The sequence below is a fragment of the Pontibacter sp. LHS2 genome (assembly GCF_058932845.1).
Genome location: NZ_JBZYWG010000003.1, coordinates 549,825 through 575,335 on the forward strand (window position 1 = coordinate 549,825; position 25,511 = coordinate 575,335).

Annotated in this window: 22 protein-coding genes; 13 read left to right on the forward strand and 9 right to left on the reverse strand. The window is 49.8% G+C overall.

Annotation, left to right across the window (positions count from 1 at the left end):
• Positions 1 to 18: 18 nt before the first annotated feature.
• Both AC5FX6_RS15655 and AC5FX6_RS15660 read left to right on the forward strand, forming a co-directional pair.
• A complete protein-coding gene (locus AC5FX6_RS15655; protein ID WP_493597921.1) occupies positions 19 to 990 on the forward strand; it encodes a KpsF/GutQ family sugar-phosphate isomerase in 972 nt (323 codons plus the stop codon).
• 2 nt (positions 991 to 992) lie between these two features.
• The gene (locus tag AC5FX6_RS15660; RefSeq protein ID WP_493597922.1) at positions 993 to 2,069 is read left to right on the forward strand and encodes a mannose-1-phosphate guanylyltransferase; all 1,077 of its coding nucleotides are present in this window, start codon (positions 993 to 995) and stop codon (positions 2,067 to 2,069) included.
• Between the two features lie 101 nt (positions 2,070 to 2,170).
• Here the strand turns inward: AC5FX6_RS15660 and rlmB are convergent, their stop codons facing one another.
• The 4 genes from rlmB to AC5FX6_RS15680 form a co-directional block, all read right to left on the reverse strand.
• The gene (rlmB, locus tag AC5FX6_RS15665) at positions 2,171 to 3,016 is read right to left on the reverse strand and encodes a 23S rRNA (guanosine(2251)-2'-O)-methyltransferase RlmB (protein ID WP_493597923.1); all 846 of its coding nucleotides are present in this window, start codon (positions 3,014 to 3,016) and stop codon (positions 2,171 to 2,173) included.
• Positions 2,989 to 4,251, reverse strand: a complete 1,263-nt coding sequence (locus AC5FX6_RS15670; protein WP_493597924.1) for a GWxTD domain-containing protein — start codon at positions 4,249 to 4,251, stop codon at positions 2,989 to 2,991. The genes rlmB and AC5FX6_RS15670 overlap by 28 nt, the downstream gene beginning before the upstream one ends.
• An 88-nt stretch (positions 4,252 to 4,339) precedes the next feature.
• The gene (locus AC5FX6_RS15675) at positions 4,340 to 7,297 is read right to left on the reverse strand and encodes a glycosyltransferase family 117 protein (protein ID WP_493597925.1); all 2,958 of its coding nucleotides are present in this window, start codon (positions 7,295 to 7,297) and stop codon (positions 4,340 to 4,342) included.
• Between the two features lie 128 nt (positions 7,298 to 7,425).
• Positions 7,426 to 7,977, reverse strand: coding sequence for a T9SS type A sorting domain-containing protein (locus tag AC5FX6_RS15680; protein ID WP_493597926.1), 552 nt, complete (start codon positions 7,975 to 7,977; stop codon positions 7,426 to 7,428).
• Between the two features lie 822 nt (positions 7,978 to 8,799).
• Between AC5FX6_RS15680 and AC5FX6_RS15685 the strand changes: the two genes are divergently transcribed.
• On the forward strand, positions 8,800 to 9,393 hold the full coding sequence (locus AC5FX6_RS15685; protein WP_493597927.1) for a YceI family protein: 594 nt from the start codon (positions 8,800 to 8,802) through the stop codon (positions 9,391 to 9,393).
• On the opposite strand, the gene AC5FX6_RS15690 is transcribed toward AC5FX6_RS15685, so the two are convergent.
• Positions 9,386 to 10,135, reverse strand: coding sequence for a biotin--[acetyl-CoA-carboxylase] ligase (locus AC5FX6_RS15690; RefSeq protein ID WP_493597928.1), 750 nt, complete (start codon positions 10,133 to 10,135; stop codon positions 9,386 to 9,388). The genes AC5FX6_RS15685 and AC5FX6_RS15690 overlap by 8 nt on opposite strands.
• A 49-nt stretch (positions 10,136 to 10,184) precedes the next feature.
• On the opposite strand from AC5FX6_RS15690, the gene rsfS reads away from it, so the two are divergent.
• From rsfS to AC5FX6_RS15715, 5 genes are all read left to right on the forward strand, one after another.
• Complete coding sequence (gene rsfS, locus AC5FX6_RS15695) at positions 10,185 to 10,559, forward strand: ribosome silencing factor (RefSeq protein WP_493597929.1); 375 nt, start codon at positions 10,185 to 10,187, stop codon at positions 10,557 to 10,559.
• A 70-nt stretch (positions 10,560 to 10,629) separates the two neighbouring features.
• Entirely contained in the window at positions 10,630 to 12,765 is a 2,136-nt protein-coding gene (ftsH, locus tag AC5FX6_RS15700; protein WP_493597930.1) for an ATP-dependent zinc metalloprotease FtsH, read from the forward strand.
• An 11-nt stretch (positions 12,766 to 12,776) separates the two neighbouring features.
• On the forward strand, positions 12,777 to 13,427 hold the full coding sequence (locus tag AC5FX6_RS15705) for a LutC/YkgG family protein (RefSeq protein WP_493597931.1): 651 nt from the start codon (positions 12,777 to 12,779) through the stop codon (positions 13,425 to 13,427).
• Entirely contained in the window at positions 13,411 to 14,181 is a 771-nt protein-coding gene (locus AC5FX6_RS15710; protein ID WP_493597932.1) for a UDP-2,3-diacylglucosamine diphosphatase, read from the forward strand. Before AC5FX6_RS15705 ends, AC5FX6_RS15710 begins: the two co-directional genes overlap by 17 nt.
• Positions 14,171 to 15,010, forward strand: coding sequence for a hypothetical protein (locus AC5FX6_RS15715; RefSeq protein ID WP_493597933.1), 840 nt, complete (start codon positions 14,171 to 14,173; stop codon positions 15,008 to 15,010). The genes AC5FX6_RS15710 and AC5FX6_RS15715 overlap by 11 nt, the downstream gene beginning before the upstream one ends.
• Here the strand turns inward: AC5FX6_RS15715 and AC5FX6_RS15720 are convergent.
• Together AC5FX6_RS15720 and AC5FX6_RS15725 are read right to left on the reverse strand one after the other, a co-directional pair.
• The gene (locus AC5FX6_RS15720) at positions 15,007 to 15,336 is read right to left on the reverse strand and encodes a DMT family transporter (RefSeq protein WP_493597934.1); all 330 of its coding nucleotides are present in this window, start codon (positions 15,334 to 15,336) and stop codon (positions 15,007 to 15,009) included. The two genes, AC5FX6_RS15715 and AC5FX6_RS15720, sit on opposite strands and share 4 nt — an antisense overlap.
• Before the next feature lie 85 nt (positions 15,337 to 15,421).
• Positions 15,422 to 16,294 carry a GNAT family N-acetyltransferase gene (locus AC5FX6_RS15725; RefSeq protein ID WP_493597935.1) on the reverse strand — a complete coding sequence of 291 codons (873 nt, stop codon included), beginning with the start codon at positions 16,292 to 16,294 and terminating at the stop codon, positions 15,422 to 15,424.
• A 155-nt stretch (positions 16,295 to 16,449) separates the two neighbouring features.
• Here AC5FX6_RS15725 and AC5FX6_RS15730 point away from each other — a divergent pair, with 155 nt between their 5' ends.
• Positions 16,450 to 17,613 (forward strand): zinc-dependent alcohol dehydrogenase, encoded by a 1,164-nt coding sequence (locus AC5FX6_RS15730; RefSeq protein WP_493597936.1) that lies wholly within the window; start codon positions 16,450 to 16,452, stop codon positions 17,611 to 17,613.
• A 69-nt stretch (positions 17,614 to 17,682) separates the two neighbouring features.
• On the opposite strand, the gene AC5FX6_RS15735 is transcribed toward AC5FX6_RS15730, so the two are convergent.
• Entirely contained in the window at positions 17,683 to 19,098 is a 1,416-nt protein-coding gene (locus tag AC5FX6_RS15735) for a lipopolysaccharide biosynthesis protein (protein ID WP_493597937.1), read from the reverse strand.
• A 340-nt stretch (positions 19,099 to 19,438) separates the two neighbouring features.
• On the opposite strand from AC5FX6_RS15735, the gene AC5FX6_RS15740 reads away from it, so the two are divergent.
• The 3 genes from AC5FX6_RS15740 to AC5FX6_RS15750 all read left to right on the forward strand — a co-directional run bounded on the left by AC5FX6_RS15740 (position 19,439) and on the right by AC5FX6_RS15750 (position 22,743).
• Positions 19,439 to 20,974: a PSP1 domain-containing protein gene (locus AC5FX6_RS15740; protein ID WP_493597938.1), complete on the forward strand. Its 1,536-nt coding sequence runs from the start codon at positions 19,439 to 19,441 to the stop codon at positions 20,972 to 20,974.
• A complete protein-coding gene (locus tag AC5FX6_RS15745; protein WP_493597939.1) occupies positions 20,967 to 21,446 on the forward strand; it encodes a gliding motility lipoprotein GldH in 480 nt (159 codons plus the stop codon). The genes AC5FX6_RS15740 and AC5FX6_RS15745 overlap by 8 nt, the downstream gene beginning before the upstream one ends.
• Before the next feature lie 196 nt (positions 21,447 to 21,642).
• The gene (locus tag AC5FX6_RS15750) at positions 21,643 to 22,743 is read left to right on the forward strand and encodes an endonuclease/exonuclease/phosphatase family protein (RefSeq protein ID WP_493597940.1); all 1,101 of its coding nucleotides are present in this window, start codon (positions 21,643 to 21,645) and stop codon (positions 22,741 to 22,743) included.
• 72 nt (positions 22,744 to 22,815) lie between these two features.
• Here AC5FX6_RS15750 and AC5FX6_RS15755 read toward each other — a convergent pair whose 3' ends face one another.
• The gene (locus tag AC5FX6_RS15755) at positions 22,816 to 23,007 is read right to left on the reverse strand and encodes a cold-shock protein (protein WP_116541469.1); all 192 of its coding nucleotides are present in this window, start codon (positions 23,005 to 23,007) and stop codon (positions 22,816 to 22,818) included.
• Between the two features lie 384 nt (positions 23,008 to 23,391).
• Between AC5FX6_RS15755 and AC5FX6_RS15760 the strand changes: the two genes are divergently transcribed.
• Positions 23,392 to 25,506, forward strand: a complete 2,115-nt coding sequence (locus tag AC5FX6_RS15760; RefSeq protein ID WP_493597941.1) for a hypothetical protein — start codon at positions 23,392 to 23,394, stop codon at positions 25,504 to 25,506.
• The last annotated feature ends 5 nt before the right edge of the window (positions 25,507 to 25,511 follow it).

Consider the following 25,511-nt stretch of genomic DNA (forward strand, 5'->3'; position numbering starts at 1 on the left):
CTTTAACACAAATTTAAATTGAATCTTCTTAATAATATAGCTCTTACAGCAAAAAAAGTATTGACCGATGAGGCCGATGCTATCGCCAGACTGGCAGATTTTATCGACGAAGGCTTTGAAAATTGCGTCAAAGCCATCCTGAACATCAAAGGCCGTGTTGTGGTGACAGGTATAGGCAAGAGTGCCAACATTGCTGGCAAGATCGTCGCTACCCTCAATTCAACGGGTACGCCTGCTCTCTTTATGCACGCTGCCGATGCCATTCACGGTGACCTGGGCATGATCCAGCCCGACGATTTTGTGATCTGCATCTCCAAGAGTGGAAACACGCCTGAGATAAAGGTACTTGTTCCTTTGCTTAAACGCAAAGGTTCACAACTGGCGGCGCTCGTGTCGAGCATCGACTCATACCTGGCTCAAAGTGCTGATTTTGTGCTGAATGCCTCCGTAGAGCGCGAAGCCTGTCCGCACAACCTGGCTCCTACTACCAGTACCACGGCTGCACTTGCGCTGGGCGATGCCCTGGCTGTTAGTCTCCTGGAAGCCCGCGGCTTCAGCAGCTCCGACTTTGCCACGCTGCATCCGGGTGGCTCGCTGGGCAAGCGCCTATACCTGAAGGTAGATGATATCTTCCGTCAGAACATGGCACCGCAGGTTTCAGAAAACGCAGCCCTCAAGGATATTATTATCGAAATCTCCTCCAAAAGGCTGGGCGCGACCGCCGTGGTAAAAGAAGGAACAGAAGAATTAGTCGGAATTATAACTGATGGCGATTTACGCCGTATGCTGAACAAATATGACTCAATAGACGGCATACGCGCTTCAGATATCATGACGGCATCTCCCCTCTCCATAGAGCCCGAAACCTATGCTGCTGAAGCGCTGGCTATCATGCAGCAAAAAAACATCACGCAACTCATTGTCACTAAATCGGGCAGGTTTGAGGGCTTCGTGCACCTCCACGACCTGCTGAAAGAAGGACTCATATAGACATGAACAAAAACACTTATGTGGTAATCATGGCAGGCGGTATCGGAAGCCGCTTCTGGCCATTTAGCCGTACCGATTTCCCGAAGCAGTTTCATGATGTACTGGGCGTAGGCGAAAGCATGCTCCAGATGACCATGAATCGTTTTAAAGACATCTGCCCACCCGAGAACGTGTACGTTGTCACCAACCGCGACTACGAAAACCTGGTAAAAGAGCAGTTGCCTCAATTGAGCGACAACCAGATTCTGCTTGAGCCGATCGGGCGCAACACAGCTCCCTGCATCGCTTATGCTTCCTATAAGATAGCGCAGATCAACCCGAATGCAAACCTGATCGTGACGCCTTCGGACCACGTGGTGCTAAAGCAGGACGCCTTTACCCAAGTCATTAAAAAAGCAGTGGAGGCCGCCGACAGTCAGGATGTGCTCATCACGCTCGGCATCACCCCAAGCCGCCCTGACACAGGGTATGGCTACATCCAGTACATCGACGACGAATCGCAGACCACCAAGAAGGTAAAAACCTTTACAGAGAAGCCGAACCTGGAACTGGCTCAAATGTTCCTCAACAGCGGCGACTTCGTGTGGAACTCAGGCATTTTCATCTGGAATGTACAGAGCATCATGAAAGCTTTCAAACAGTACCTCCCTGAAATTAGCGAGGTGTTTGAAGAGGGCGCTGCCTGCATGCATACGCCGGAAGAAAATAACTTCATCGTGAAAGCCTACTCCCATTGCCGCAACATCTCGATCGACTACGGCATTATGGAGAAGGTAGACAATGTGTATGTCGTACTGGCTGATATCGGCTGGTCAGATCTGGGCACCTGGAACTCGCTTTACACCATTAACCAGAAAGACGAGGCAGGCAACGTGGTAGACGGTGATGTGATGCTGTACGACACGAAGAACTGTATCATCAAAACACCTAAAAAACGACTGGTAGTGCTGCAGGGACTCGAAGGCTACATTGTGGCTGAGCACGACAATGTGCTGATGATCTGCCGCCTGGACGAAGAGCAGAAAGTAAAAGAATTTATGTCGGACGCCAAGTCAAAAAAAGGCGCTGAGTATATCTAACATACCTACCCCTATACCTGTCGAGGTATAGAGAGAAAAACAAAAAAGGGGAATGCTGACAGCAGCATTCCCCTTTTCTTTAGCTCCTGATGAGCTATACCTTATCTTGGCTCGAAAGTATTCAGGCTGGAATAACCGCTCTCGCGCAGACGGTGACTCATGGCTTCGTACAGGATGATACCCGTGGCAACGGATACGTTGAGCGAACCGATCTGACCTATCAGCGGAATGCGCAGCTTGGCATCGGCACGCTTGAGGTACTCCGGTGAAATACCGTCTTCCTCACTACCCATGATAATGGCGGTTGGTCCTACAAAGTCCACCGTATTATCAGTCAGGTTGTGCTCTGTCTTTTCGGTACAGGCAACGATCTGCACACCGTAGTCTTTCAGGTAATCAATCGTGTGTTTTAAATTCTGCTCACGGCAAACAGGTACCAGATGCAATGCTCCTGCTGAAGTTTTGATCGCATCAGCGTTGATCTGTGCTCCTCCTCTGCTAGGTATAACGATCGCATCCACGCCCATACACTCTGCGTTACGGGCAATCGATCCGAAGTTACGTACGTCCGTGATACGATCAAGTATCAGCAGCAGCGGGCTCTTTCCTTTTTCAAACAGCGACGTCACAATCTCATCCAGCGGCATGTAGGTGATTGCGGAAATCAAGGCAACCGCTCCCTGATGATTTTTGCGGGTCAGGTTATTGAGTTTCTCGATCGGTACGCTGGCAACAGGTATGTCGTGCTTTTTGGCCAGGTCAAGCAGTTCATCCACGTTGGTGTTGCGGGCGCCCTTTTGTACAAAGATCTTCTCCAGCACCTTTCCGGCCAACATGGCCTCTATGATCGGTCTGAGACCAAAGATCATTTCCATTTTATCCTCCTTCGGAGTTCTGGGGCCGCTATAGCGGTTGCCACCTACAAATTTGTTATTCCTGCTCTCCATCTTGCTACAGTGCTGTACCAGTTCTCCTCGTATTCACGATTCCGTACCAGCTCAAAGTGATTTTCGGTAAAGTTATTCTCTTTTTTCGTAAATACGAACTTGACATAGGGCGTTGCCTCTGATTCGCGGTAGATCCAGGTCTCTGCTTCAGGGCTGACGCTCACATTGTGGGGCTTGCCATAGATGATGTAAATCATGCCGCGGTCAGTCGCCCAGCCTGGCTTAAACGAGGTATAGAGCTTGTTCGCCGTCTCTACACGGGTATAGTAGGCCCGGATCAGCTCACGCGCCAGTTTCTTGTCTTTGGCAATTTTCAACCAGAAGCTGTCGACGGCAGCCTTTTGATCGCTGGTGTTATAAAGTGCCTCCCGTTCAGCTGAGGTAGTCAGATAGATCAAGGGGGTGATCATGTCCTGTACTCGTGTGACAAGCGGATAGGCGCCTCCCTGTACAACCAGGCCCTGCGTGGCGCCAGATGCAGCACGTAGCAGGTATAAGCCTTCCTCCTTTAGCTGCAAAGTATCCAAACCGACTAGCTGTTGGGTGTTTTCTTTCGATTGGGGTACTTCAGGTAAACTTTCCTGACGCGTGGACATGGGTGGCAAGGCAGGCTGCAAGGTATAATTCGTTTGCTGCACCGTAAAAGCGGCTGTACCGCTGGTATCGCTATGCTGCCACAGGTATAGGCTGTCTGTGGTAGCAGCAAAGCCGCGCAGTACCGGAGCGTTGCTGCGTACATGCAGCAGCATAAAGTCTTTCTTCAACATGCTGGGGGACAAGGCCAATCGGTGAGACACGCCAAGGCGCTCCTGTCCGGCCAGCTTCATCCAGAGTCGTACCTGCATGGTATTGCCCGCCGCCACATATTTTGCGGGTACTGTTACAGGCACCTCCAATATGCCGCTTGAGGCGATCCTATACTGAGGTAATACCTGCACGGTATCACGCAGCAGGAGCATATCCCGATCAGTACTGCCTGACCGGATGGTGAAATCCACGCGATCAGCGGCCTGCGTCAGATCTACCAACTGGCGCAACTCTTCGAATCGGAGAATCATATGCAGACTGTCAGGCGTACTGTAATAGCCATGCTGCAGCACAACTTGTGGTTGCTCTGGTTTGGAGGCAACTGGCGCCGTGTCACGATACATCGGCGCATAGGCAATGTCTGAGCTGCCGCACGACGATAGAAGTAGCAATACTGACAGGCAGGTAAGAAGGCTTATCTGTTTCATTAGCTTGAAGATATAGCAGGCACCCGAAAATAGCAAAAGCCGAACACAAACGGGTTCGGCTTTTGTACTGTTTAACTCTCTATTTTGTTTAACGGCGCATGCGCTGCAGATATTGCACAAACACATCCTGCAGTTCTTTTGCCTTCTGCTCTTCACCGATGGCCTGCGCTTCGCCTATGAGCTGCTGCATGATAAACAGGTTGGTTTGTATCTCCATATCAAACAGGGCGCCTTTCTCCAGGTAATAATCAACAGCCTCACGTGAATTTCTGGCCATGTCCTCCCAAAGGGTTTTTGCTCGCTCCTCTTCGCCCAGATCAGCCATAATAGAAATAAACTGCGGCGTATAGTAGTCATAAGGGATGGTGCTCGGCGGCAGCTGCTCAAAGGTGTAGTCCACGATTTCCTTGGCACGTGCGTTGTCGCCGCTCATCAGATAGGCAGCGGCCAGTTTACCGAACTTATCACGGGCATTGGCAGCGAAACGGAAGTAATTTTCGTCGTAGAAGATGCTCGGATCGTTGAAGTTGCGGAACTGGAACTTCTTCATCATGTTCTCATACATCAGCTCCTTGTTCAGGAAGCCCGGCGCCTCTTCACTACTAACTCTTACTGGCACTACGCGATAAGCCAGTCCCTCCAGTTGGAAGTACTCTGACAAGCCCATGAAATCGGCGCTGTTCACAGTGGTAGAGAAATAAATAGGCCGGTCCCATTCGTTCGTGGCCAACAGATCAAGAATGATCATATGCTTCTTCTCGAGCAATGACTTATTGATAGTCCACTGCATACGATCCGTGATCTGGTCCTGGTAGTCATCAGCTACAATACCGGACTGCGCTACCTTGGACTGGTTAATGTCCAGGAAGAAGTTCTTGGTAGGGAAACTCATCAGCGTGCTGCCACTGCCAGCCTGCACTTGCAGCGCCGGGTGATTCTGACGGATCAGACTCACGAACTGCTTCAGGTCTATACCTGCCGCCACCTGCTGTCGCTCTACGTAAGGCAGGTAGTCATTTGTACCTTGGCGGTAGTTTTCGTTCTCAAGTGTCAGCGGCCATGGTTCCGACTTGTAAGCCTGGCGCTTCATCTGGTCAATGTACCAATCCGTGTTCAGGTAGCTCAACACGGCTACGCGCACATCGGTACGGTATCCTTCTACTTCCTGCGCATACCACAGCGGGAAGGTATCGTTATCACCGTTGGTGAACAGAATACCATTCGGTGCCACAGAGTCCAACAGGTTTTTAGCGGAGTCTACTGAGTGGTAACGGTTAGAGCGGTCGTGGTCGTCCCAACCTTCAGCGGCCAGTATGCCTGGCACCGCCAAGCCAATAACAGTGGCAATAGCGCCACTGGTCGTCACGTTGCGCAGGCCACGGTTGAGCAGCTCAGCTATACCTAGCACACCCAAACCGATCCAGATTGAGAAGGCGTAGAATGAACCTGCAAAGGTATAGTCACGCTCACGCGGCTCTATTGGCGGCTGGTTCAGGTATAAGGCAATGGCTATACCTGTAAAGAAGAAGAGCAGGCCTACGATAAAGGCATCGCGCTCATTCTTGCGTATCTGGAAGATCAGACCGATAATACCGAAAATAAGTGGAAGCAAATAGAAGGTGTTGCGCGCCTTGCTGTTGGCTACACGGTCAGGCACGCCATCAGTTGGCTTGCCGAACCATAGTACGCCAGCCTGCTGTACATCGCTTTCACGTCCTACGAAGTTCCATAGGAAATAGCGCCAGTACATGTGCCCCAGTTGGTAGCGCAGCAGGAAGCTTAGGTTTTGCCCGAACGTTGGCGCCTGTCCCTCATTCAGGTCTATCCACTTCTTATACTCCTGCAGGTGCTGCGGATTGTCGCTGTAAACACGCGGCAGGATGGTTTTGTCTTTACTGTCGTATACCGTTTCCAGCTTGCGGCCTGTCACCACATATTTATCCTTGCCTTTCACGTAACGCGGCGCACCTTCTTCCTGAGCGGTAGGCTGCGCATTGTACTGAGGCCCGTAAAGCAGTGGACGGTCACCGTACTGCTCGCGCTTCAGGTATGACACAAAGCTCAGGATATCCTGCGGATCGTTTTCGTCAATGGTTGGGTTGTAAGAAGAGCGGATCGGAATGATCATGTAAGAAGAATACCCGATCAGGATGAAGATGAAGCACAGGATGGCCGTATTCAGTACCCGTATATTTTGCTTGATAGAGTAGCGTATACCATAGATAATGGCTGCCACCAAAAGAATCACAAAGAAGATGATACCCGAGCCGAAAGGCAAGCCCAGTGAATTTACGAAGAACACCTCCACGTTACCCGCCAAAGATGGCAGGCCGGGTATGATACCCCACAGAATGGCGATCACGATCACGGCACTGATCAGGAACGCGATCACGCCACCTTTCCAGGTTGGTTTGTATAGTCGGAAATAATAGATGAAAGCCAGTGCAGGTATAGCTACCAGGTTCAGCAAGTGAGCACCTATCGATAGGCCTACCAGGTAGGCGATCAGGATCAACCATTTGTCTGACAGCGACTCTCCTACCTTAGACTCCCAACGCAGCATGGCCCAAAACACTATGGCTGTGAAGAAAGAAGACATCGCGTATACCTCCGCCTCTACTGCTGAGAACCAGGCTGAGTCAGTAAAGGTATAAGCCAAGGCGCCAACGGCACCAGCACCCATGATCAGGATTGTCTGCCCTTTGGCTGGGGCTATTCCCTCCTGCTTCACCAGCAGTCTGCGCGACAGGATGGTAATTGACCAGAACAGGAACAGAACCGTAAATGAGCTGCAGAGGGCTGACAGTAAGTTAACCCACCAGGCCACCTGGGTCGGATCGCTGGCAAACATGGAGAAGATGCGGCCTACCAGCAGGTAGAATGGCGCCCCGGGAGGGTGCGGTACTAAGAGCTTATAAGAACAGGCGATGAATTCGCCCGCATCCCAAAAACTGGCAGTAGGTTCCAGTGTCAATACATACACGGCGGTCGCGATCAAAAACACGAGCCAGCCTACGAGGTTGTTTATCTTTCGATAATCCGTCATAGCAATTTCAAATATTCAGCGTCGAAAATACTAAATAAATTGGTGCCTGCGCACCTTTGGTGATTTGGCAATAAAAAAAAGCCAGTCTCTCAACTGGCTTTCGCTATTGTAACGGGTATAGCTCCCTTTTATTTCTGAAGGATCAAACGCTTCGTTTCCACTGTCTTATCGTTCACGAGCAGGCTGTAAAAATAAACACCCGCTGGGTAACCTGTCATATCCAGTATAAAAACATTTGAGTGCGTCACTGGTAGTTCATGCGTTTCCATCACCTTACCGATCGTGTTCGATATCTTCAACTTGTAGTTCTCAGCCATCCCTACCTGTGACAGCGACACACGGGTGATACCACGTGAAGGGTTCGGATAAGCATTGATCGATGGCGTCTGACGCTCCGGAGATGGCATAAAAGCCATGTAAGAGTTGATCACAAACTTAGACGAACCAGCATAAGCCGTTTCTGTCAGGTATAAGCTTCTGTTTTTGGATGTCGTGTAGTTCTTAACCCAGGAAGCCGTTTTGGCATTCTCGGCACGCACATTCGCCTCTGCTTTTTTGTCACCAGCGACTTTCCAGGCAGAAGAGCCACCTGTATTCACTGGAAGCACGCCGTCATCTTTCAAGCGGCCATCGGCCATTACACTGTAAGCTGCTAAATGCGTTACCGCAAAAACAGCCATTATTATCATTTTTGTAAAAGTTCTCATATATCACACCTCGCTTTTCTAAAGGTCCTTGCCACTTGCTGGCAGGATGTCAAAGATAGACCAAAATATAGTAAATAGAAAAAATCTAATTAAAAATACCGCTTACCACAGAAATCACCTTGACTTAAATTTCTCTGTTTTTGCTACTCACAAGCAATATCAAGAACCATGCCTTTCAATGCCATTTGCAAATCAATGACCCCATACCTACACAATGGGTTGCACGACATCTCGCCACTTTCACCAAAATAAGCCTTGTGTTACGATCATCAGAATTGAACTCAAGCTGTCTACCTGCAATAAAAGCGCAACACAGTTGTATACACATTATACTATATCCAATATCTTAATTTAAAATCATAACTCTGATTAGAATTTGGGATAAACGTACCGCACAAAACTAAAATCAGCGAAAAACAGATTTATAAGGATTAAAAGAATCTAATTGAACTATATGGCTATATATAGAAAATGTGCAACTCCTCAAAAAGCACCGCGTTACATTACAAACAAGCGATTCATTGGATTAATCCTCCTTGAAAGCATGGCGATCAGTAGCCAAATATTTTTATTTAAAATTCAGGCTAAGCCAAAAAGAACTATGCATCCAAGGAGGTTATTTCCTGTAAATGGAGAGATTAATACTAGAGCAAAAATCGATTGAGCACAGGAAAGGCTAAACACCGATAAAATTACTCAGCGAACTGCAATATTTAGTGAACAAGCTCAACTATCTCTACCCAGATTAGTTAAATAAATATAAGGAAGCTCAACTGAAGAGAAGACGAGGCATGTATGAAGAAGCTACTCCTATTTGTATGCAGCCTATATTGGCTACTCCCACCCGCACAGGCCCAAACAGGAACCTTTAAGGGAATGGGCACGATTGTGTTTGAGGCCGGTGCACCACTGAGTCTTATCAAAGGCACCTCCGAGGCTGCTAATGGCCTAATTGACCTTGAGACAGGAAAATTCAGGTTTGACGTCCCTATCACCTCGTTCCAATTTCTTAACTCCCTCATGTATGAGCGCTTCAATGACAAGTACATGCAAAGCAGCCGGTTTCAGAAAGCCACATTTGTAGGCAAGATCACCGAGAAAGGCCCGGTATCAGATAAGGGGGAAGCCAAAGTAACCGCTACCGGTACCCTGACCATACACGGTGTGGCTAAAAAGCGAACGATTACAGGAACACTGACACGACAGGGGAATGCCTGGCAGTTGTTGACTGACTTTCCGGTTAAACTGGCTGATCACCACATCCAGGCACCTAAGCTAAGCTCTGGTTACGGTGCGAGCACCATGAATGTCTCCGTTAAGATGCCCCTCTCTCCTACTAATCCGGATCAGCAGCAAATCGCAGCGGCCAAGAAGCTTAGCATCAAATAATATAAGCTACTTCTTTGAATGCAAAATACCGCAGTTCGTTCTCGATCTGCAGGGCCAGCCTCCCATCTTCATCCACTCCCATGATGCGTCCCCGCACCTGTTCAGCCCCGATCTGAAAATCATGCTCCTCCTGATAGCGGTATAGCGCCTGAAGGTACTCGTACTTCAACTTGTCTATTTTACCGCTTCGCAGCTCCAGGTAGCGTTTTTCGAGAAATTCAAGCAGCCTGTTCACCAATCTTTTCACGTCGAGTTGCGTACCTACCTCGGCTGCCAGCGAAGTGGCTGTGCTGATTCCGAAATGAAGCTGATTTACGTTTAAACCAATCCCGACAATACTGTGTTGTATGGATTGACTAGTTACTGTGTTCTCTATCAGAATCCCGCCCAGCTTTCTGTCCTCGAAGTAAAGGTCATTAGGCCACTTGACACGGGCCTGCTCCAGCCCCTGCTCGCGCAGTAGGTCATGCACAGCCAGCGATACCGCCATGTTGAGGTAGAACTGGTGCCTGACAGCCAAAAAAGTTGGTGACAGAATTACAGAAAGTGTGATATTTTTACCAGGTGCTGCTTCCCAGGTATTGCCCCGCTGGCCCCGGCCGTGGGTTTGTTCGTCAGTGAGCACCACACAACCTTCTGTGGCTTTATTTTTGATGAGTAGCTGCTGAGCCTCTGAGTTAGTGGATTCACATACCGGCAGAAAAAACAGCTGCTGGCCCATAAACAGCGTATTAGGCAGCATACATTTAACAGAATTTAGTACTTTTGTAAATCAAATTTAAACAGTACCGATGAAAGAAACCAAGGCTGAGGCCAATTCAGACATATTGGCAGAGCTTGTAGTAAAAGGCATGCAGGAAAGGAAAGCCAGCAATATCGTCGTTCTTAACCTAAAATCCCTTAAAAATGCCGTCTCTGATTACTTTGTAATCGCATCTGCATCATCTGACACACAGCTTGACGCGATCGCGTCGTCTATCGAAGAAGAAATCTACAAAGCCACACACCAGAACCCGTGGCAAAGTGAGGGCCGCATGAACAAAGAGTGGGTCCTGCTTGACTACGTGGATGTTGTAGCGCATGTATTCTTGAAAGACAAGCGTGAGTTCTACGCTTTAGAAGAGCTGTGGGGCGACGCAGGCATCCGCCGTATTGAAGATGCCTAAGCTTAGCAGAGACTCCCTGAACAAAACAGGGCTACTCTCTGTATTTCATGTATTCTGAAACAACATATTCATGGCAGAAAAGAATAATAAAGGAAATAATAACAAAAAGAAGAAGCCGATGATACCGGCTACGCCTCCGCGGCCTACGATGCAGCTGTGGATGCTGGCGGTGCTTATTCTGCTGATTTTCGGACTCACCTGGCTCAACAAGAGCAATGCCTCTGTAGAAACCACCCAGCAGAACTTTGAGGAGATGCTGCTCAGCAACGATGTGAAAAAACTGACCATCGTGAACGGGAAAGTGGTAGAGGTATACCTGAAAGATGATGCCTTGCAGAACGAGAAGTATACCCGTGAGCTTTCGAGTCGGGGTACGTTAGGTGGCATGGACCAGGGTCCGCATTATCACTTCACGATCATCACGGCTGAGTCTTTTAAAGAAGATTACGAAAAGCTGCAGGCTAACATCCCGCGTGAGAACCGTGTGCCTTATACCATTGAGACACGCACTGGTTTCGCTGATTTCTTCTTCCAATGGGGCTTCCTGATCCTGTTGCTGTTTGGTTTCTGGTTCCTGATGCGCCGCGTAACATCAGGTGGCGCAGGTGGTCAGATCTTCAACATTGGCAAGTCAAAAGCTGCCCTGTTTGATGCAGAGAACAAGGTAAAGATCACGTTTAAGGACGTGGCCGGCCTGGAAGAAGCAAAAGAAGAAATCCAGGAGATTGTAGAGTTCCTCAAGAACCCTAACAAGTTCACGATCCTGGGTGGTAAAATCCCGAAAGGTGCCCTACTCGTAGGCCCTCCAGGTACAGGTAAGACCTTGCTTGCGAAAGCTGTTGCCGGTGAAGCCGATGTACCTTTCTTCTCGCTGTCAGGTTCTGACTTTGTGGAGATGTTCGTAGGTGTGGGTGCAGCCCGTGTGCGTGACTTGTTCAAGCAGGCTAAAGCGAAAGCACCTTGTATCATCTTCATTGACGAAATTGACGCCATTGGTCGTCACCGTAGCCGTGGCTCTACGCCAGGCGGTAACGATGAACGCGAAAACACACTGAACTCCCTGTTAGTGGAAATGGACGGTTTTGCAACTGATTCGGGTGTGATCATCCTGGCAGCGACTAACCGCCCTGACACCTTGGATTCAGCCCTGCTTCGTCCAGGTCGTTTTGACCGTCAGATCAGCATTGACAAGCCAGACATCAACGGTCGTACCGAGATTTTCGACGTGCATTTGAAGCCGCTGACATTAGCAGCTGATGTGGATGCCCGCAAACTGGCTGCGCAGACACCTGGTTTTGCCGGCGCTGAGATCGCCAACGTATGTAACGAAGCCGCTCTGATTGCAGCCCGTCGCAACAAGAAGGCAGTAGACCAGCAGGACTTCAACGATGCCATTGACCGTGTGATAGGTGGTTTGGAAAAGAAGAACAAGATCATCTCTCCAGAAGAGAAGAAGATTGTTGCCTACCACGAAGCCGGTCACGCGATTGCAGGCTGGTTCCTGGAGCACGCTGATCCGTTGGTAAAAGTAAGTATTGTTCCACGTGGTGTTGCCGCGCTGGGATATGCACAGTACCTACCAAAAGAGCAGTTCCTGTACACGACTGAGCAGTTGATCGACGAGATGTGCATGGCCCTTGGTGGTCGTGCCGCTGAAGAGCTGGTGTTTGGCAAGATCTCAACAGGCGCTTTAAGTGACCTGGAGCGAATCACCAAAATGGCTTACAGCATCGTGACAATGTATGGCATGAACTCAAAGATCGGCAATGTATCGTTCTACGATTCAAAGCAGACAGATATGGCCTTTAACAAACCATACTCTGAAGCTACTGCCGAGACCATTGACAACGAAGTACGCAACATCATCGAGACGGCTTACATCCGTACCAAGCAACTGCTGACGGACAAAGCGAGAGAGTTGGAAATAGTAGCGCAGGAGCTGTTGCAGAAAGAGATCCTGTTCCAAAGCGATTTGGAGCGTCTGGTGGGCAAACGTCCTTTTGATGCGCTGACCACTTACCAGGCACACACTGCCGGTACGGACCGCAGCAAAACGAAGAGCGAAGTAAACCAGGAGCAGCATCCGATCGAGGTTGGCCAGACAGAACACCCTGAGCAAAATGGTCAGGGCGGCGTACCTGGCACCCCGATCCAGAAAGATACTTCTGCTGATTCGAACGATACTATTAACTCCAGAACAGCTTGATAAACCCAGGCATGTACGAAGCAAAATCGAAAGAAATTGTATTAAGAAGAGTAAGAGAGGCGCTGGCTAAGTCAGCGCCTTTTCTGCCTCCCACCCCTGACTTCAGCTCTCCGCTGCATCAGCCTCTATCTGAGGACCAGTCTATTGCGTTTGCACAGGCTTTTATTGCTAACAGCGGCCTTTTTGTGTACTGCGAAGATGAAGAGGATTTTTTCGATCAGCTTTTCAATTTGAAAAGAGAACAGCAGATCGAGTACATGCATGTGTGGGAACCTATCCTTCAGAATATTCTATACCAGGCAGGTATAGATTTCACTTCTGCTGAGGATGATTTTATTCAAAAAGCACAGGCCAGCCTGACCACTTGCGAGGCATTGGTAACACGCACCGGCAGCATCCTGGTGAGCTCTGGCAACGCCGGTGGCAGACGCCTAAGCATCTACCCGGAAACACACATGGTGGTGGCCAAGGCCAGCCAACTGGTGCCTGACATCAAAGACGGCCTGCAACGTGTGCGTGACAAGTATAAAGAGAATTTCCCTTCTATGGTATCGCTGGTGAGTGGCCCGAGCCGCACGGCCGATATCGAAAAAACATTAGTAATGGGTGCCCACGGCCCGAAACAGTTAGTACTTTTCCTGATAGATGACCTTCCGCATTGACGAACTGGCTCCCGGCCAGAAAGTATACTTCGCCTCTGATTTTCACCTGGGTGTGCCTGACGCCGAGCGAAGCCGTGCCCGCGAAAAAAAGATCGTGCGTTGGCTCGACTCCGTGAAGCACGACGCTGCAGCCATTCTACTGCTAGGCGATATCTTTGACTTCTGGTTTGAATACCGACACGCTATACCGAAAGGTTTTATCAGGCTACAAGGCAAACTTGCCGAACTGACTGATGCAGGTATACCGGTGCTTTTTTTCACGGGAAACCATGACATGTGGATGTTCGACTACTTCCCGGAAGAGCTCAATATCCCGATCATCCGGGAGCCTATTTCCACTAAGCTCGGAGGCCACAGATTTTATATCGGACACGGCGACGGCTTAGGCCCCGGTGACCATACCTATAAGGTGCTCAAGAAGGTGTTCAATAACAAGGCCTGTCAATGGATGTTTGCCCGCCTGCACCCCAACGCAGGTATAGGCCTTGCCAACATGTGGTCGCGACGCAGCCGCATCAGCAACACCAAGGACGACGAGAAGTTTTTTGGCGAAGAAGAATGGCTGGTGCAGTACTGTAAAGAAGTGGAAAGCGAGCAGCATCACGACTTTTACGTGTTCGGTCACCGTCACCTGCCTCTCGACATGCCTATCAACAGCGACAGTCGCTATGTGAACCTGGGAGAATGGGTCAATTTTTGCTCTTACGGCGTATATGACGGCAAGGACCTTAAACTGGAGTATTTTGAAAAATAGGCTATACCTGAGCGCTATGCTATACCTGCTGTTAGCAGTGATGGCTATACCTGCATTTTCGCAACAGCCTGACTCGTCAGTTGTGCTCTCCTTTAGCCACAGTTTTCCTATTTCCTCTCCTGCGACAGTTTCAACTGACCGTAATGGCAGCGTATACCTGATGGACGCGGGACGCAGCCTGTTCGTGCTTGACACAACTGGTAAACCTGTCAACACTTTCTCACCACCGACCCGTGGCCGGATTACAGCTGTAGAGGCCTGGAACCCGATGAAGATCTTCCTCTTTTACGAAGACCGTCAGGAGCTGATGCTACTCGACCGCTTTCTACGTCCCATTGCCAGCACCCGCCTCACGGACCTGGGTTATATGGGCAACGTGCAGGCGGCCACCCTTACCTCAGATGATAGCTTCTGGCTTTTTAACGAGTCGGACTTTACGCTCAGTAAACTGGATTTACGCTATCAGAAGCCCATCGTTGAAACTTCTCTCGATCTGATTCTCGACAAGGCACGTTTTGATGTGCGTTTCATCCGTGAGTACCAGAACATGGTGTACCTCCTCGACTACAACGGTGGAGTTTATGTATTTGACAACCTGGGTAACTACAAGAAGAAGTTACCTTTTACAGGTGTGTCTTACATTGCTTTCAAGGGAAATGAGTTATACTTTGTGAAAGACAATGCCCTGCATTTTTTCGATCTGTACAAAATGCAGGAGCGTACCCTACCCCTTCCATCTGACAAAAACTACCTCTCTGCCCTGATCAGCAAAAACATACTCTACCTGTTTACCAAAGAGCAGGCAGATGTATATCGCATGGATCGCTAATTGCTTTCAGCAAAGAATTTCAAGCCGACCACCCCTGCCACGATCATCAGCAGACAAAGTATCCGCATCAGGTCTTTCGGCTCGTCCAGGAAAAACATACCTAGGATGGCTGTCCCGGCAGCACCTATACCTGTCCAGATAGCATAGGCTGTGCCAAGCGGCAATGTCTTCATAGCCTGGGCCAGGAGCACAAAGCTTAAAATCATAACGATAACAGTCACGACACTTACCATCGGTTTTGTAAAGCCCTCACTGTACTTCAAGCCGAACGCCCATCCAATTTCACATATGCCTGCCAGTATCAGGTAAAACCACGCTGTATTCATAAGACCAAGTTTTGGAGGGCTCATAAGCCCCGGTTTGCAAAAGAATCAGCCGCAAATTTAGGCAGTTTAAAGGGGACAGCCATAGCTATTGTAAGCGCATTAGCATTTCATACTGCGTCAGGAAACACTTGAAATGAACACGTTTCAGAAATTCGTCCAGAGAAGAGCAGTGTTGGTCCACATTAAGCAGCAACAGAGCTGAAGCTTCATTTACTTTTGTCACTTCCTTGAGTAAGGTCCGGGCTATACCTTGGTCGCGGTATTGGTGCCGCACAGCCAGTTGCGCTATAGCCCCCGTCCTCGGAAAGAAAGCAACGTAACCAACGACCTGGTCTTCAGCATATGCCTCCAGTACCAGTTTATGATCCGGGCTTTTGCGGAAAGCCTCTTTCGTATTTTGCCAGCTCGGCATGATATCACAGAAAGATGAATAAACTTGCCAATTTGGTCTAACAGTTGGCCTGACTGTTACTGCCAGTCCGGGTTCTTCGCTCGAAAGCAATAATTCCCCAACAGGGCTTCTGTAACAATCCAGTTTGCGGGTAATCTCAAAGCCAACGGAGCGGTATACCTTTAGCGCAGTGTCATTTCTATCGATCACCTCCAGCAGACATTGCTCTATTCCACTCTCCCTTAACTTGGGAAGTAGAAATTCATAAAGCCGTTTTGTGAGTTGATGCCCACGATGTGCAGGTATTACGCCTGTACCCGCATTGTAAGCAGTAGGCTTCCCCTGCCACTCTCCCAGGCCTGTCAGAATAAAGCCCACTAATTGAGGACCCTGAAAAGCCCCTACACAGAAAGTCGGTTCTATACCTTCCCGCTTAAACTTCATGGCGAACTCCTTTAGCGTTATTTTGATAGGTACTAGGTAGTCCGCAAAAGCAGCCACAAAGGTATCGTACAGGATTGGCACATCGCGTTCTCGCAGAAAGGAGAAAGTATAAGGAGCTTGCATCAGGTAAGTATTTGAAACATAACCACTAAAACGACTAGCACGGGCATCAACAACAAGCCCTCCTGAATAACCCACCTTCTATGCTTGCCGTTAAACTGAAGTACTGAAAAATACAAAAGCTTTTCGAAGCTGATACCAAAACTAAAAAATAAACTATGAAAGCAGCAGTATTCCACAAAATGAAGGACATTCAGGTTGAGACCATCGATGATCCCAGATTAGAAGATGCTCGTGACTGTATCCTTCGTGTTACCTCCACCGCTATTTGCGGTTCTGACCTGCACATCTACAACGGCATGATCCCACAGGTCCGAGACATGGTCATGGGCCACGAGTTTATGGGCATTGTAGAGGAAGTAGGCTCTGGTGTGAAGAACCTCAAAAAAGGCGACCGGGTCGTAGTGCCATTCCCGATATCGTGCGGTACCTGCCACTTCTGCAACATGCAGTTGCCTACCCACTGCGAAAACTCCAACCCTGACCACTATGGACCAGAGGGCGAGATCGTGATGGCCAAAGGTGCCGGTGCGGGTATATTCGGGTATACCGACATCTACGGTGGCTATAACGGCGGGCAAGCCGAGTACGTGCGGGTACCTTACGCCGACTACGGCCCACGCAAAATAGATGACAACCTAACGGATGAGCAGGCGCTCTTCCTCACCGATATTTTCCCGACCGGCTGGGCCGCCATAGACTGGGCACAACTGAAAGGCGGCGAGACTGTGGCCGTATGGGGTTGCGGGCCAGTAGGCATTATGGCCATGAAATCGGCCTGGCTGCAGGGTGCCAAACGTGTGATTGGCATTGACATACAACCTTACCGCCTGGAGATGGCCCGCAAGTCGGCTAATGCAGAGGTGATCAATGCCTCTGAAGTAGATGCTGTACAGGTGATTCGTGATATGACCGGTGGCTATGGTGCAGATGTATGCGTCGATGCCGTAGGTATGGAAGCTGACCGTACTGTGCTTGAAAAAGCCATGAACGTGGTGCAGATGGAAAAGGGATCGATGAAGGTGCTGGAGAAATGCATGGATTCTGTCCGAAGAGCCGGTACTGTGACAGTAGTCGGTGTTTACGGTTCTCCTTACAACAACTTCCCGCTTTACAAGTGGTTCGACAAAGGCCTTACGCTCCGTGGAGGTCAGGCCTGGGTACACCGCTATATCGATAACCTTATCTCGCTGGTGCAGGAAGGCAAAGTGAAGTTGGACGATATCATTACGCACACTGTACCGCTGGCCGAAGCATCTCGCATGTACGACATCTTCAACAAAAAAGAAGACAACTGTGTAAAGGTAGTGTTGAAGCCATAACCGGAACAAGAACAAAAATAACAGGAAGTTGGTATAGAACCGGCTTCCTGTTTTTGTTTACAGTATAAGCTATACCTGTGCTAGCTTTTTATACCTGAAAGCAGCTGCTATACCTGCCACTAGTATGATAGTAGACATTGTTACCTTTATGATGAAGTCTGCTTCACGCAACTGATAAGCCAAAACCAACAGCAGGATGGTAGCCATAAGCCACCAGAACGGGTAAAACTTCACCAACGTCAGCTCTCTGTATGCCTTCAGAAAGTAACCGGAGTAGCCCATGTACATCAGCGCGGCAAATGTCGTATAGGCTGCCATCTGAAAACCATAGAGCGGCACCAGAATCAGGTTCAGCAAGATATTGCCTATACCTGCGACGGTGGAAATGCGCCAGAGCTTATTAGTTTTTTCATGGAACGTGAGCAGACTAATAGCCCCCATATACATTGGCCTGAAGTTGTATCCCATCACGATCACGATAGCCAATGGATAAGCCTGTTGTAGGTCTTCGTTGCGAATCAGAAAGCCGAAAATTTCTTTCATCCAGAGACTCCCGAGAAAGGTTGCGGCAAAAAAGAGGAGCTGCAAGGTATAGGTCATGCGACGGGCCTGTAGTGCGGCCTCCATGCTCTTGGTCTGCGCATAAAGCTTCATATACAAGGGCGTTGCCGCATTCACGACCGCATGACTGGCGGATGCGAAATAAATGCCAAAATTCGATGCCACGTTGTAAAGACCGATCCGCCCGACAGGTATACCTACTATATCCAGCACCAGACGGTCAGATGTGTCGAGCATGAAAAAGGAGAAACTATGCGGCACAGCTGGCAGTGAAATCCTGAGACTGTGTTTGATCCTATACCATTTAAAATTGAAAATAGGCCAGAGTCTCTCCTTCGCTATAATGTAAAAGCTCACCATAAAGCCGACGACAGAAGATATAAGACTGGCGTAGAACCACCCCATATACCCCATTCTCAGGACTGAGATGAAGTAAATGGTCAGAACAACATTCACCCCGCCCATAAGGAATGAGCGCAACGCAATGGGAAGCGGCCGCTGCGCGTGCAGGCAGTACATACCGCCAAACAAATCGGTGACAACAAAAAAGAGCATTGGCGTGCCCACAAGCAAGGCGATGTTTAACCGGTTCTCCTGCGCGTCTGCAGGCACTACCCAGTACAATAGACCGATAGCGACCAAACCAAAAAGCAATGACCAGCTTGTCAGAAAGCCGTAGAGCTGGCGCCAAATCCATTGAAAACGGCTGGGATGCCGCGCATAGCTACTGTCCATCACGACCGTAAACCCCAGTGACTGCAGCATGATAAGCGCGCTGTAGTAGGCCGTCACCACCCCCGCTACTCCATAGTCGGTTGGGGTCAGGTACTGTGTGATCAGCGGCAGGGCCAGCACACCCGCCAGGCGGGGGATCTGGGCAGACAAGCCGTAGATAGCAGCATTTGACAGGAGTTTCCGAAGCATCCTCTAAAATTAGGGTATAATCATTATACAGCCGCACTCGCTCCCCGCCATTTTCAGAAATAGCAGCACACGCTTAACTAAAGTTCTCGTAAAAGCACTAATTTAGGTGCAGTGCTGTTACTGTGCGCAGGCACAAAAGCCGGCAAGTTGAGCATAAGCTCAAAAAATTAGTATATTTGTTAATTCAGACAACAAGAAAACAAGAAGCCTCACGGCTATATAGGAGATATAAATAGTGGGATGTAGTTCATGTTCTAGTGGCGGATGTGGCACCAGTGAGAAACCTGGTGGCTGCAAAAGCAACGGCGGATGTAGCACAGGAGGCTGCAACCGTTTAAACGTGTTCGACTGGCTCAGCGATATGGAGATTCCAACCGCGTTTGAGGAGTTCGACATCGTAGAAGTAAGATTCAAGGGAGGACGCAAAGATTTCTTCCGCAACATAAACAGACTTGACCTGACGACCGGCGACCCGGTAGTAGTAGACGTGCCCAATGGGCATCACATTGGCTTCGTTTCGCTTAAGGGCGAACTCGTGCGCTTGCAGATGCTCAAAAAGAAGGTAGACAACAACGAAGAGATCCGTACCATCTACCGTATTGCCAATGAGCGCGACATGGAGAAACTGCACGAGGTGCAGGAGCAGGAAGCGACCACGATGTACCGCTCACGCGAGATCATCCAGCAGACTGGCCTTAAAATGAAACTCTCGGATGTGGAGTTTCAGGCAGACCGCTCTAAAGCCACGTTCTACTACTCTGCCGACGATCGCGTTGACTTCCGTGATCTGATCAAGAAGCTGGCCGAGGAGTTTAAGGTCCGCATCGAGATGCGCCAGATCAGTCTGCGCCATGAGGCCGGCCGCTTGGGCGGCATCGGTTCCTGCGGACGCGAACTGTGTTGCTCTACCTGGCTCACTGATTTTAAGAGTGTGTCCACTACAGCCGCGCGTTACCAAAACCTGTCGCTTAATCCAAGCAAGCTGTCCGGCCAGTGCGGTCGCCTGAAGTGCTGCCTCAATTACGAGCTGGAAACCTACATGGAGGCGCTCAAGGATATACCTACCGTATCGCGTCCACTGCAAACCAAGCAGGGCGATGCCATGCTGCAAAAGACAGACATCTTCAAAAAGATGATGTGGTTCGGCTACAGAGGTGACAACAACTGGTACCCGGTGCCGGTAGAGCGTGTGCATGAAATCCTCAAAATGAATAGCCAGGGTGTTGTACCTGAAATGCTGGTAGAGGAGCCGGTAAACGAGCCGAAGCAGAATGAATTTGTAGCGCAGGTAGAAGGCAGCCTGGAACGCCTTGACGATAAGTTCAAGAACAAGAAAAAGAAGAAAAAGAAGAAGAAGTCTGCTACTGAGGGTGCAGAGGTCAAGCAAGGTCAGCAGGTACGTAATCAAGGGGAAGCACGCGAAACCAGAGAAAACCGCCCACCACGTGAGGACAAAGGACCTCGTGACGGCAGAGGTCCGCGTGAGAACCGAGGCCGTGACAGAGGTCCACGTGAAACGAAGGATGCTGATCAGCAAAACCAGGCCAAAGCAGTAGCACCTGCAACCGGCACGGATACGCCACCATCTGAGCAGGGTCAGCGCCCTAAAAAGCAGCGCCCACCGCGCAACCGTGGCAACCGGGAAGGACGTGAAAACAGGGAGGACAAACAGCCAAGAGGAGAAGACAGGCAGCCACGTGAGCCAAGGCCCGCACGAGAAGGTGGAGCGCCCCGACAGCCGCGTGGTGAAGGTAAACCTGACACCCAGCAACCGCAGGGAGATGGCGCACCGCAGCAGCCGAGGCGACAGAAGTCACGCAGACCAAACCGTGGCCCAAAACCGAACCAACCTAAAACACCTTCGTCAGATGCGTAACATGATGCTGATGCTATCAGTGGCAGCCACCCTGCTTCTGACAGCTTGCGACCCATCGCGGGTATATGAGCAGAACATAGAGCTGCCCGAGAAAAACTGGACTGTAGATAATGCGCCGGTATTTGAGTTTGCCATCGAGGATACCACGAAGCTGTATAATGTGTACTACAATGTGCGCTACTCCCTGGCCTATGACTATTATAACCTGTACCTGCAGCACCGCATCACGGCGCCGGATAGCAGCCAGGTATCATCGTCTCTGCACGAGCTGCATTTAATGGATGCCAAGACAGGCAAACCTGCAGGTAAAGGCTCCAGCGATATTTATGATCTGCAGTCGCTCGCTTTGAAAGAAGTGGCCTTCCCACAGGTTGGCACTTATCGCCTGCAGCTCACGCAGTACATGCGCCGCGACCCACTTCCCAATATACTGGCAGTAGGTGTGCGTGTGGAAGAGGCGTCACCACAATAGCGTAAATAACAGACCTTAAAAAGGGCCGAAGCTATACCTCAGCTTCGGCCCTTTTTGCTTTATACCTGTTTGCCCTCTATACTTTATAGCGAACGCTTTACACCCTGGCAAGAAACAGCTGACTCTTACAACAAAAAATTCCTGTTGAAAGTATGCAGTATATCTTACTGTTCTATATCTAGTTGCTTGCACTCATATGAAGCTCACCCTCCAAATAGCCGGATTCGTTCTATCGCTATTTTCTTTCCTCCCGCTCATCAAATCCCCGCAATGGTGGATCAGAGTGCTTGACTTTCCACGCTTCCATGTGGCCTTACTGCTAACGGGTGTGTTAGTCGCATACCTGGCCCTGTATGGTCTGCCAACGGGCACCGGTGAAATAGTCATGCTTGTAGTGTGGGCTTTGGCAATTATCAATGAAATGCGCTTCGTGTATTTTTTCACCCCGATTGCTCCGAAAGAGGCGCTCCGCACAGAAGTAAAAAAACCGGCCAATGCCTTCAGCCTGATGATCTCTAATGTGCGGATGACCAACAAAAAGTATGAGAAGTTCCTGCAACTTATCCTGAATACTGACCCGGACATTGTGCTGATCAACGAGCCTAACCAGGCATGGCATGAGCACTTACAACCCGAACTGGATAAGCGCTATCCTTATGCTATTAAAAAGCCGCTCGAGAATACATATGGCATGCTGCTTTACAGCAAGCTTAAGCTGCTTGACAGTGAGATCCGCTTTATGGTGGAAGACGATATTCCGTCGTTCTACACTGTAGTGGAATTACCGAGTGGTTTGCTGTTTGACCTCTACACGGTACACCCACAGCCACCCCGGCTTATGCAAAATACGGAGCCCCGTGAAGCTGAGCTTTTAATTGCTGCCAAACATGTAAAAGAATCACCTCATCCTTCGATTGTAGCCGGAGACCTCAATGATGTGGCCTGGTCAAACACAACAAAATTATTTAAGCAAATAAGTGGCATGCTGGACCCACGGGTTGGCCGCGGTTTTTACAACACGTACAACGCCTTTGTGCCGCTCTTCCGCTACCCCCTGGATCATGTGTTCTATGATCCGCTTTTTCGGTTGGTGCACATGCGTCGACTGCCCAAGTTTGGGTCTGATCACTTCCCCTTCCTGATCACGTTGAACTATGAGCCAATAACTGAAGAAGAACAGCAGCCTCCTAAAGCCGATGCTGAAGACCATGAAGAGGCAAATGAACTGATACAGGAAGGACTGGAAAAAGGCGAGGAAAGAAACGAAGAAAAAGAGGCCGAAAACGGTGTTAAATAAAAAACCCGCTCAGCAAGCTGAGCGGGTCAAAATAGATGAATGCCCTGCCTAAAGGGCTATATGATCTTTAACTTAGATACGCTCTACGTTAATTGCATTCAATCCTTTTTTGCCATCTTTCACTTCGAAAGAAACGCGATCGTTTTCACGGATTTCGTGAACAAGACCTGTCTGGTGAACGAAGATGTCTTGGTTTGTATCGTCAGCTACGATGAAGCCGAAGCCCTTAGATACGTTGTAGAATTTTACTTTACCTGTTTGCATGATAAATAATTGTTAATAATGGAAGCAAAGGTAAAAAATTAGTTCTTATAAATAACCAAATTCATAAAAATATAATAAGCCTATCTGAATCAGAAACATAGCCTCTGTTTCTCATCCTCTCTCAACCCAGTCATGCCAGTCCTTTAAGCTTCTGAAATGCAGCTTTTTCACGGTGCCAAGTCAATAACCCTCCTACGTAAGGTCCGTATAGCTAAAACGTTCAGTTACACTAATAAAATAGGTCTAATTACCATCTTTTGAAGTGTATTGAACATGGCATTGCTTCTGTTCAGGCGCTTTGTGCTGGCAGTGGCGATTTGCCATTTTATCGTGCCTTTACTATTCCAAATTAATCTATAACTATAAACTGAGGAGATCAGAACTATGAAAGAAAACGAAAAAAATCAGTCATCCAGCCAGTCTGGGAGCATGTCGAGCGGCCAGTCATCTGGTAGCTCAAACCAGGGAGACTCATCTATGGGGTCATCAAATCAGGGAAGCATCGGCTCTAGCGCATCATCATCCAGCTCTAGCCCTTCATCGTCCAGCTCTAGCCCTTCATCGAAGAGCAGCGGCAAGTCAGCTTCTTCTGAAAGCAAGACTTCATCAGGCACAAAAGCCAAATCAGGCTCTAAAACAACTGCCAAGTCTTCCGATTCAAAATCAGCAAAATCTTCATCTTCCAAGAGCGGCAAAAGCAGCGACTCAGGCAGCAGCTCGATGGGTGGCAGCAGTTCATCTAAGAGTGGCAGCTCACTAATGGGTAGCAGTGACCAGAACTATGGCAGCATGAGCGGCTCACAGCAGGGCAACCAGAACTATGGCGAAAGTCAGCAGGGCTATGGCTCGCAAGGTGGCTATGGCTATGGTTCACAGAACAGCAACTACGGCGGCCAGAGCGGCTATGGTTATCAAGGCGATTACGGCTCTTCACAGCAGGGCGGTGGCATGCAGCGTGGCTACGGCGACAGCAGCGGTTACAGCTCACAAGGCCAAGGTAATTACGGCGGCTCTTCGCAGTCTAATCAGGGCTCGCAAGGTGGCTTTAACTATGGCAACCAGGGCGGCATGGAAGGCAATCGCACCCGCTACCAGGATCAGGACTACGGTGCCTCTCGTGGTGGCATGCAGGGTGGTATGCAAGACAGAGAAGGTGATAATATAGGCGGCCAGAGCTTTGGCGGCTCACAGGGCTCATTTGGTATGCAGGGCAGCGGCTCTAACCAAGGTGGCTACGGCAGCTATGACAGCGGTCGTGGTGGCTATGAGCAAGGCGGTGGTTATCGCAGCAGTAACCAGGGCAGCAGCTATGGTGGCTCTTCGCAGGGCAACTATGGTTCGCAGGGTAACTTTGGCAGCGGCAACAGCGGCCAGCAAGGTTATGGTTCCAGCATGACAGGTTCCGGATCATCCAGAACTAACATGCATGGTGGCTATGGCAGTCAGGGCAGTTACCAGCAAGGTTACGGTCAGGGCGATTATGGCCAGCGCGGGTCACAAGGTAGTGGCATGCAGCGTGGCTATGGCGACAGCAGTGGCTATAGCTCATCTTCGCAAGGTGACTACGGCTCAATGAGCAGCCGCGGTGGCCAGGGCGGTTACGGTTCTTCATCGCAAGGCGGTTACGGCTCAGGCTCAGGTATGAGCGGTGGCTACGGCGGCTCTGAAAGAAGCGGCATGAGTGGCGGCGGTTATGGCAGCTCGTCCGGCAGTGGTATGAGCGGTAGCTCTTCCAGAGGCGGCGGTATGAGCGGCAGCGGTCATGGTGATCGCGACCGTTACGGTTCCATGGGTTATGGTTCATCCAGAGGCATGAGCGAGTATGACCAGGATGACTACGGCTCACAGAGAGGCTATGACTCTCAAAGCTCCATGCAGGGTGGCTATGGTTCGCAAGGCGGATACGGTTCACGTGGCGGTTCTTACAATGATGAGTACCGTTCGTCTCAGGACCGCAACCGTGGCGGACGTTCTTATGATGATAACTATGGCTCACAAAGCAGCTATGGCGGATCTTCCCGTCAAGGTTCACAAGGCGGCTACGGTTCATCTTCGCAAGGTGACTACGGCTCAATGAGCAGCCGCGGTGGCCAGGGCGGTTACGGTTCTTCATCGCAAGGCGGTTACGGCTCAGGCTCAGGTATGAGCGGTGGATACGGCGGTTCTGAAAGAAGCGGTGGATACGGTAGCTCTTCCAGCGGAAGTGGCTATGGTTCTATGGGCGGTTCGTCAAGAGGCGGCGGCATGAGCGGCTATGGCCAGAGCGGTTACCGTGAAGGTGGCTATGGCCAAGGCGGACGAGGCGGCGACCAGAGCCGTTACGGTTCTATGGACAGCGGCACGTCGTACTACAGCGACAACCAAGGTTCATCTTCCCGCGAAAACTATCGCAGCGGCATGGGTGACCAGAGTTCTTCGCAGCGCGGACGTTCCAGCTTCGACGATGACAGCAGCGGCTTCGAGACAAGAAGAAGCGACCGTTACCGTGACCTGGACTAATCTGA

What these genes read in the sequence shown, in the direction of transcription:
- AC5FX6_RS15720 (WP_493597934.1), bottom strand. Translation starts at nt 15,336, where the DNA reads ATGAATACAGCGTGGTTTTACCTGATACTGGCAGGCATATGTGAAATT.
- rsfS (WP_493597929.1), top strand. Translation starts at nt 10,185, where the DNA reads ATGAAAGAAACCAAGGCTGAGGCCAATTCAGACATATTGGCAGAGCTT.
- AC5FX6_RS15685 (WP_493597927.1), top strand. Translation starts at nt 8,800, where the DNA reads ATGAAGAAGCTACTCCTATTTGTATGCAGCCTATATTGGCTACTCCCA.
- AC5FX6_RS15730 (WP_493597936.1), top strand. Translation starts at nt 16,450, where the DNA reads ATGAAAGCAGCAGTATTCCACAAAATGAAGGACATTCAGGTTGAGACC.
- AC5FX6_RS15725 (WP_493597935.1), bottom strand. Translation starts at nt 16,294, where the DNA reads ATGCAAGCTCCTTATACTTTCTCCTTTCTGCGAGAACGCGATGTGCCA.
- AC5FX6_RS15690 (WP_493597928.1), bottom strand. Translation starts at nt 10,135, where the DNA reads ATGCTGCCTAATACGCTGTTTATGGGCCAGCAGCTGTTTTTTCTGCCG.
- AC5FX6_RS15755 (WP_116541469.1), bottom strand. Translation starts at nt 23,007, where the DNA reads ATGCAAACAGGTAAAGTAAAATTCTACAACGTATCTAAGGGCTTCGGC.
- rlmB (WP_493597923.1), bottom strand. Translation starts at nt 3,016, where the DNA reads ATGGAGAGCAGGAATAACAAATTTGTAGGTGGCAACCGCTATAGCGGC.
- AC5FX6_RS15705 (WP_493597931.1), top strand. Translation starts at nt 12,777, where the DNA reads ATGTACGAAGCAAAATCGAAAGAAATTGTATTAAGAAGAGTAAGAGAG.
- AC5FX6_RS15710 (WP_493597932.1), top strand. Translation starts at nt 13,411, where the DNA reads ATGACCTTCCGCATTGACGAACTGGCTCCCGGCCAGAAAGTATACTTC.
- AC5FX6_RS15680 (WP_493597926.1), bottom strand. Translation starts at nt 7,977, where the DNA reads ATGGCTGTTTTTGCGGTAACGCATTTAGCAGCTTACAGTGTAATGGCC.
- AC5FX6_RS15675 (WP_493597925.1), bottom strand. Translation starts at nt 7,297, where the DNA reads ATGACGGATTATCGAAAGATAAACAACCTCGTAGGCTGGCTCGTGTTT.
- AC5FX6_RS15745 (WP_493597939.1), top strand. Translation starts at nt 20,967, where the DNA reads ATGCGTAACATGATGCTGATGCTATCAGTGGCAGCCACCCTGCTTCTG.
- AC5FX6_RS15750 (WP_493597940.1), top strand. Translation starts at nt 21,643, where the DNA reads ATGAAGCTCACCCTCCAAATAGCCGGATTCGTTCTATCGCTATTTTCT.
- ftsH (WP_493597930.1), top strand. Translation starts at nt 10,630, where the DNA reads ATGGCAGAAAAGAATAATAAAGGAAATAATAACAAAAAGAAGAAGCCG.
- AC5FX6_RS15760 (WP_493597941.1), top strand. Translation starts at nt 23,392, where the DNA reads ATGAAAGAAAACGAAAAAAATCAGTCATCCAGCCAGTCTGGGAGCATG.
- AC5FX6_RS15660 (WP_493597922.1), top strand. Translation starts at nt 993, where the DNA reads ATGAACAAAAACACTTATGTGGTAATCATGGCAGGCGGTATCGGAAGC.
- AC5FX6_RS15735 (WP_493597937.1), bottom strand. Translation starts at nt 19,098, where the DNA reads ATGCTTCGGAAACTCCTGTCAAATGCTGCTATCTACGGCTTGTCTGCC.
- AC5FX6_RS15670 (WP_493597924.1), bottom strand. Translation starts at nt 4,251, where the DNA reads ATGAAACAGATAAGCCTTCTTACCTGCCTGTCAGTATTGCTACTTCTA.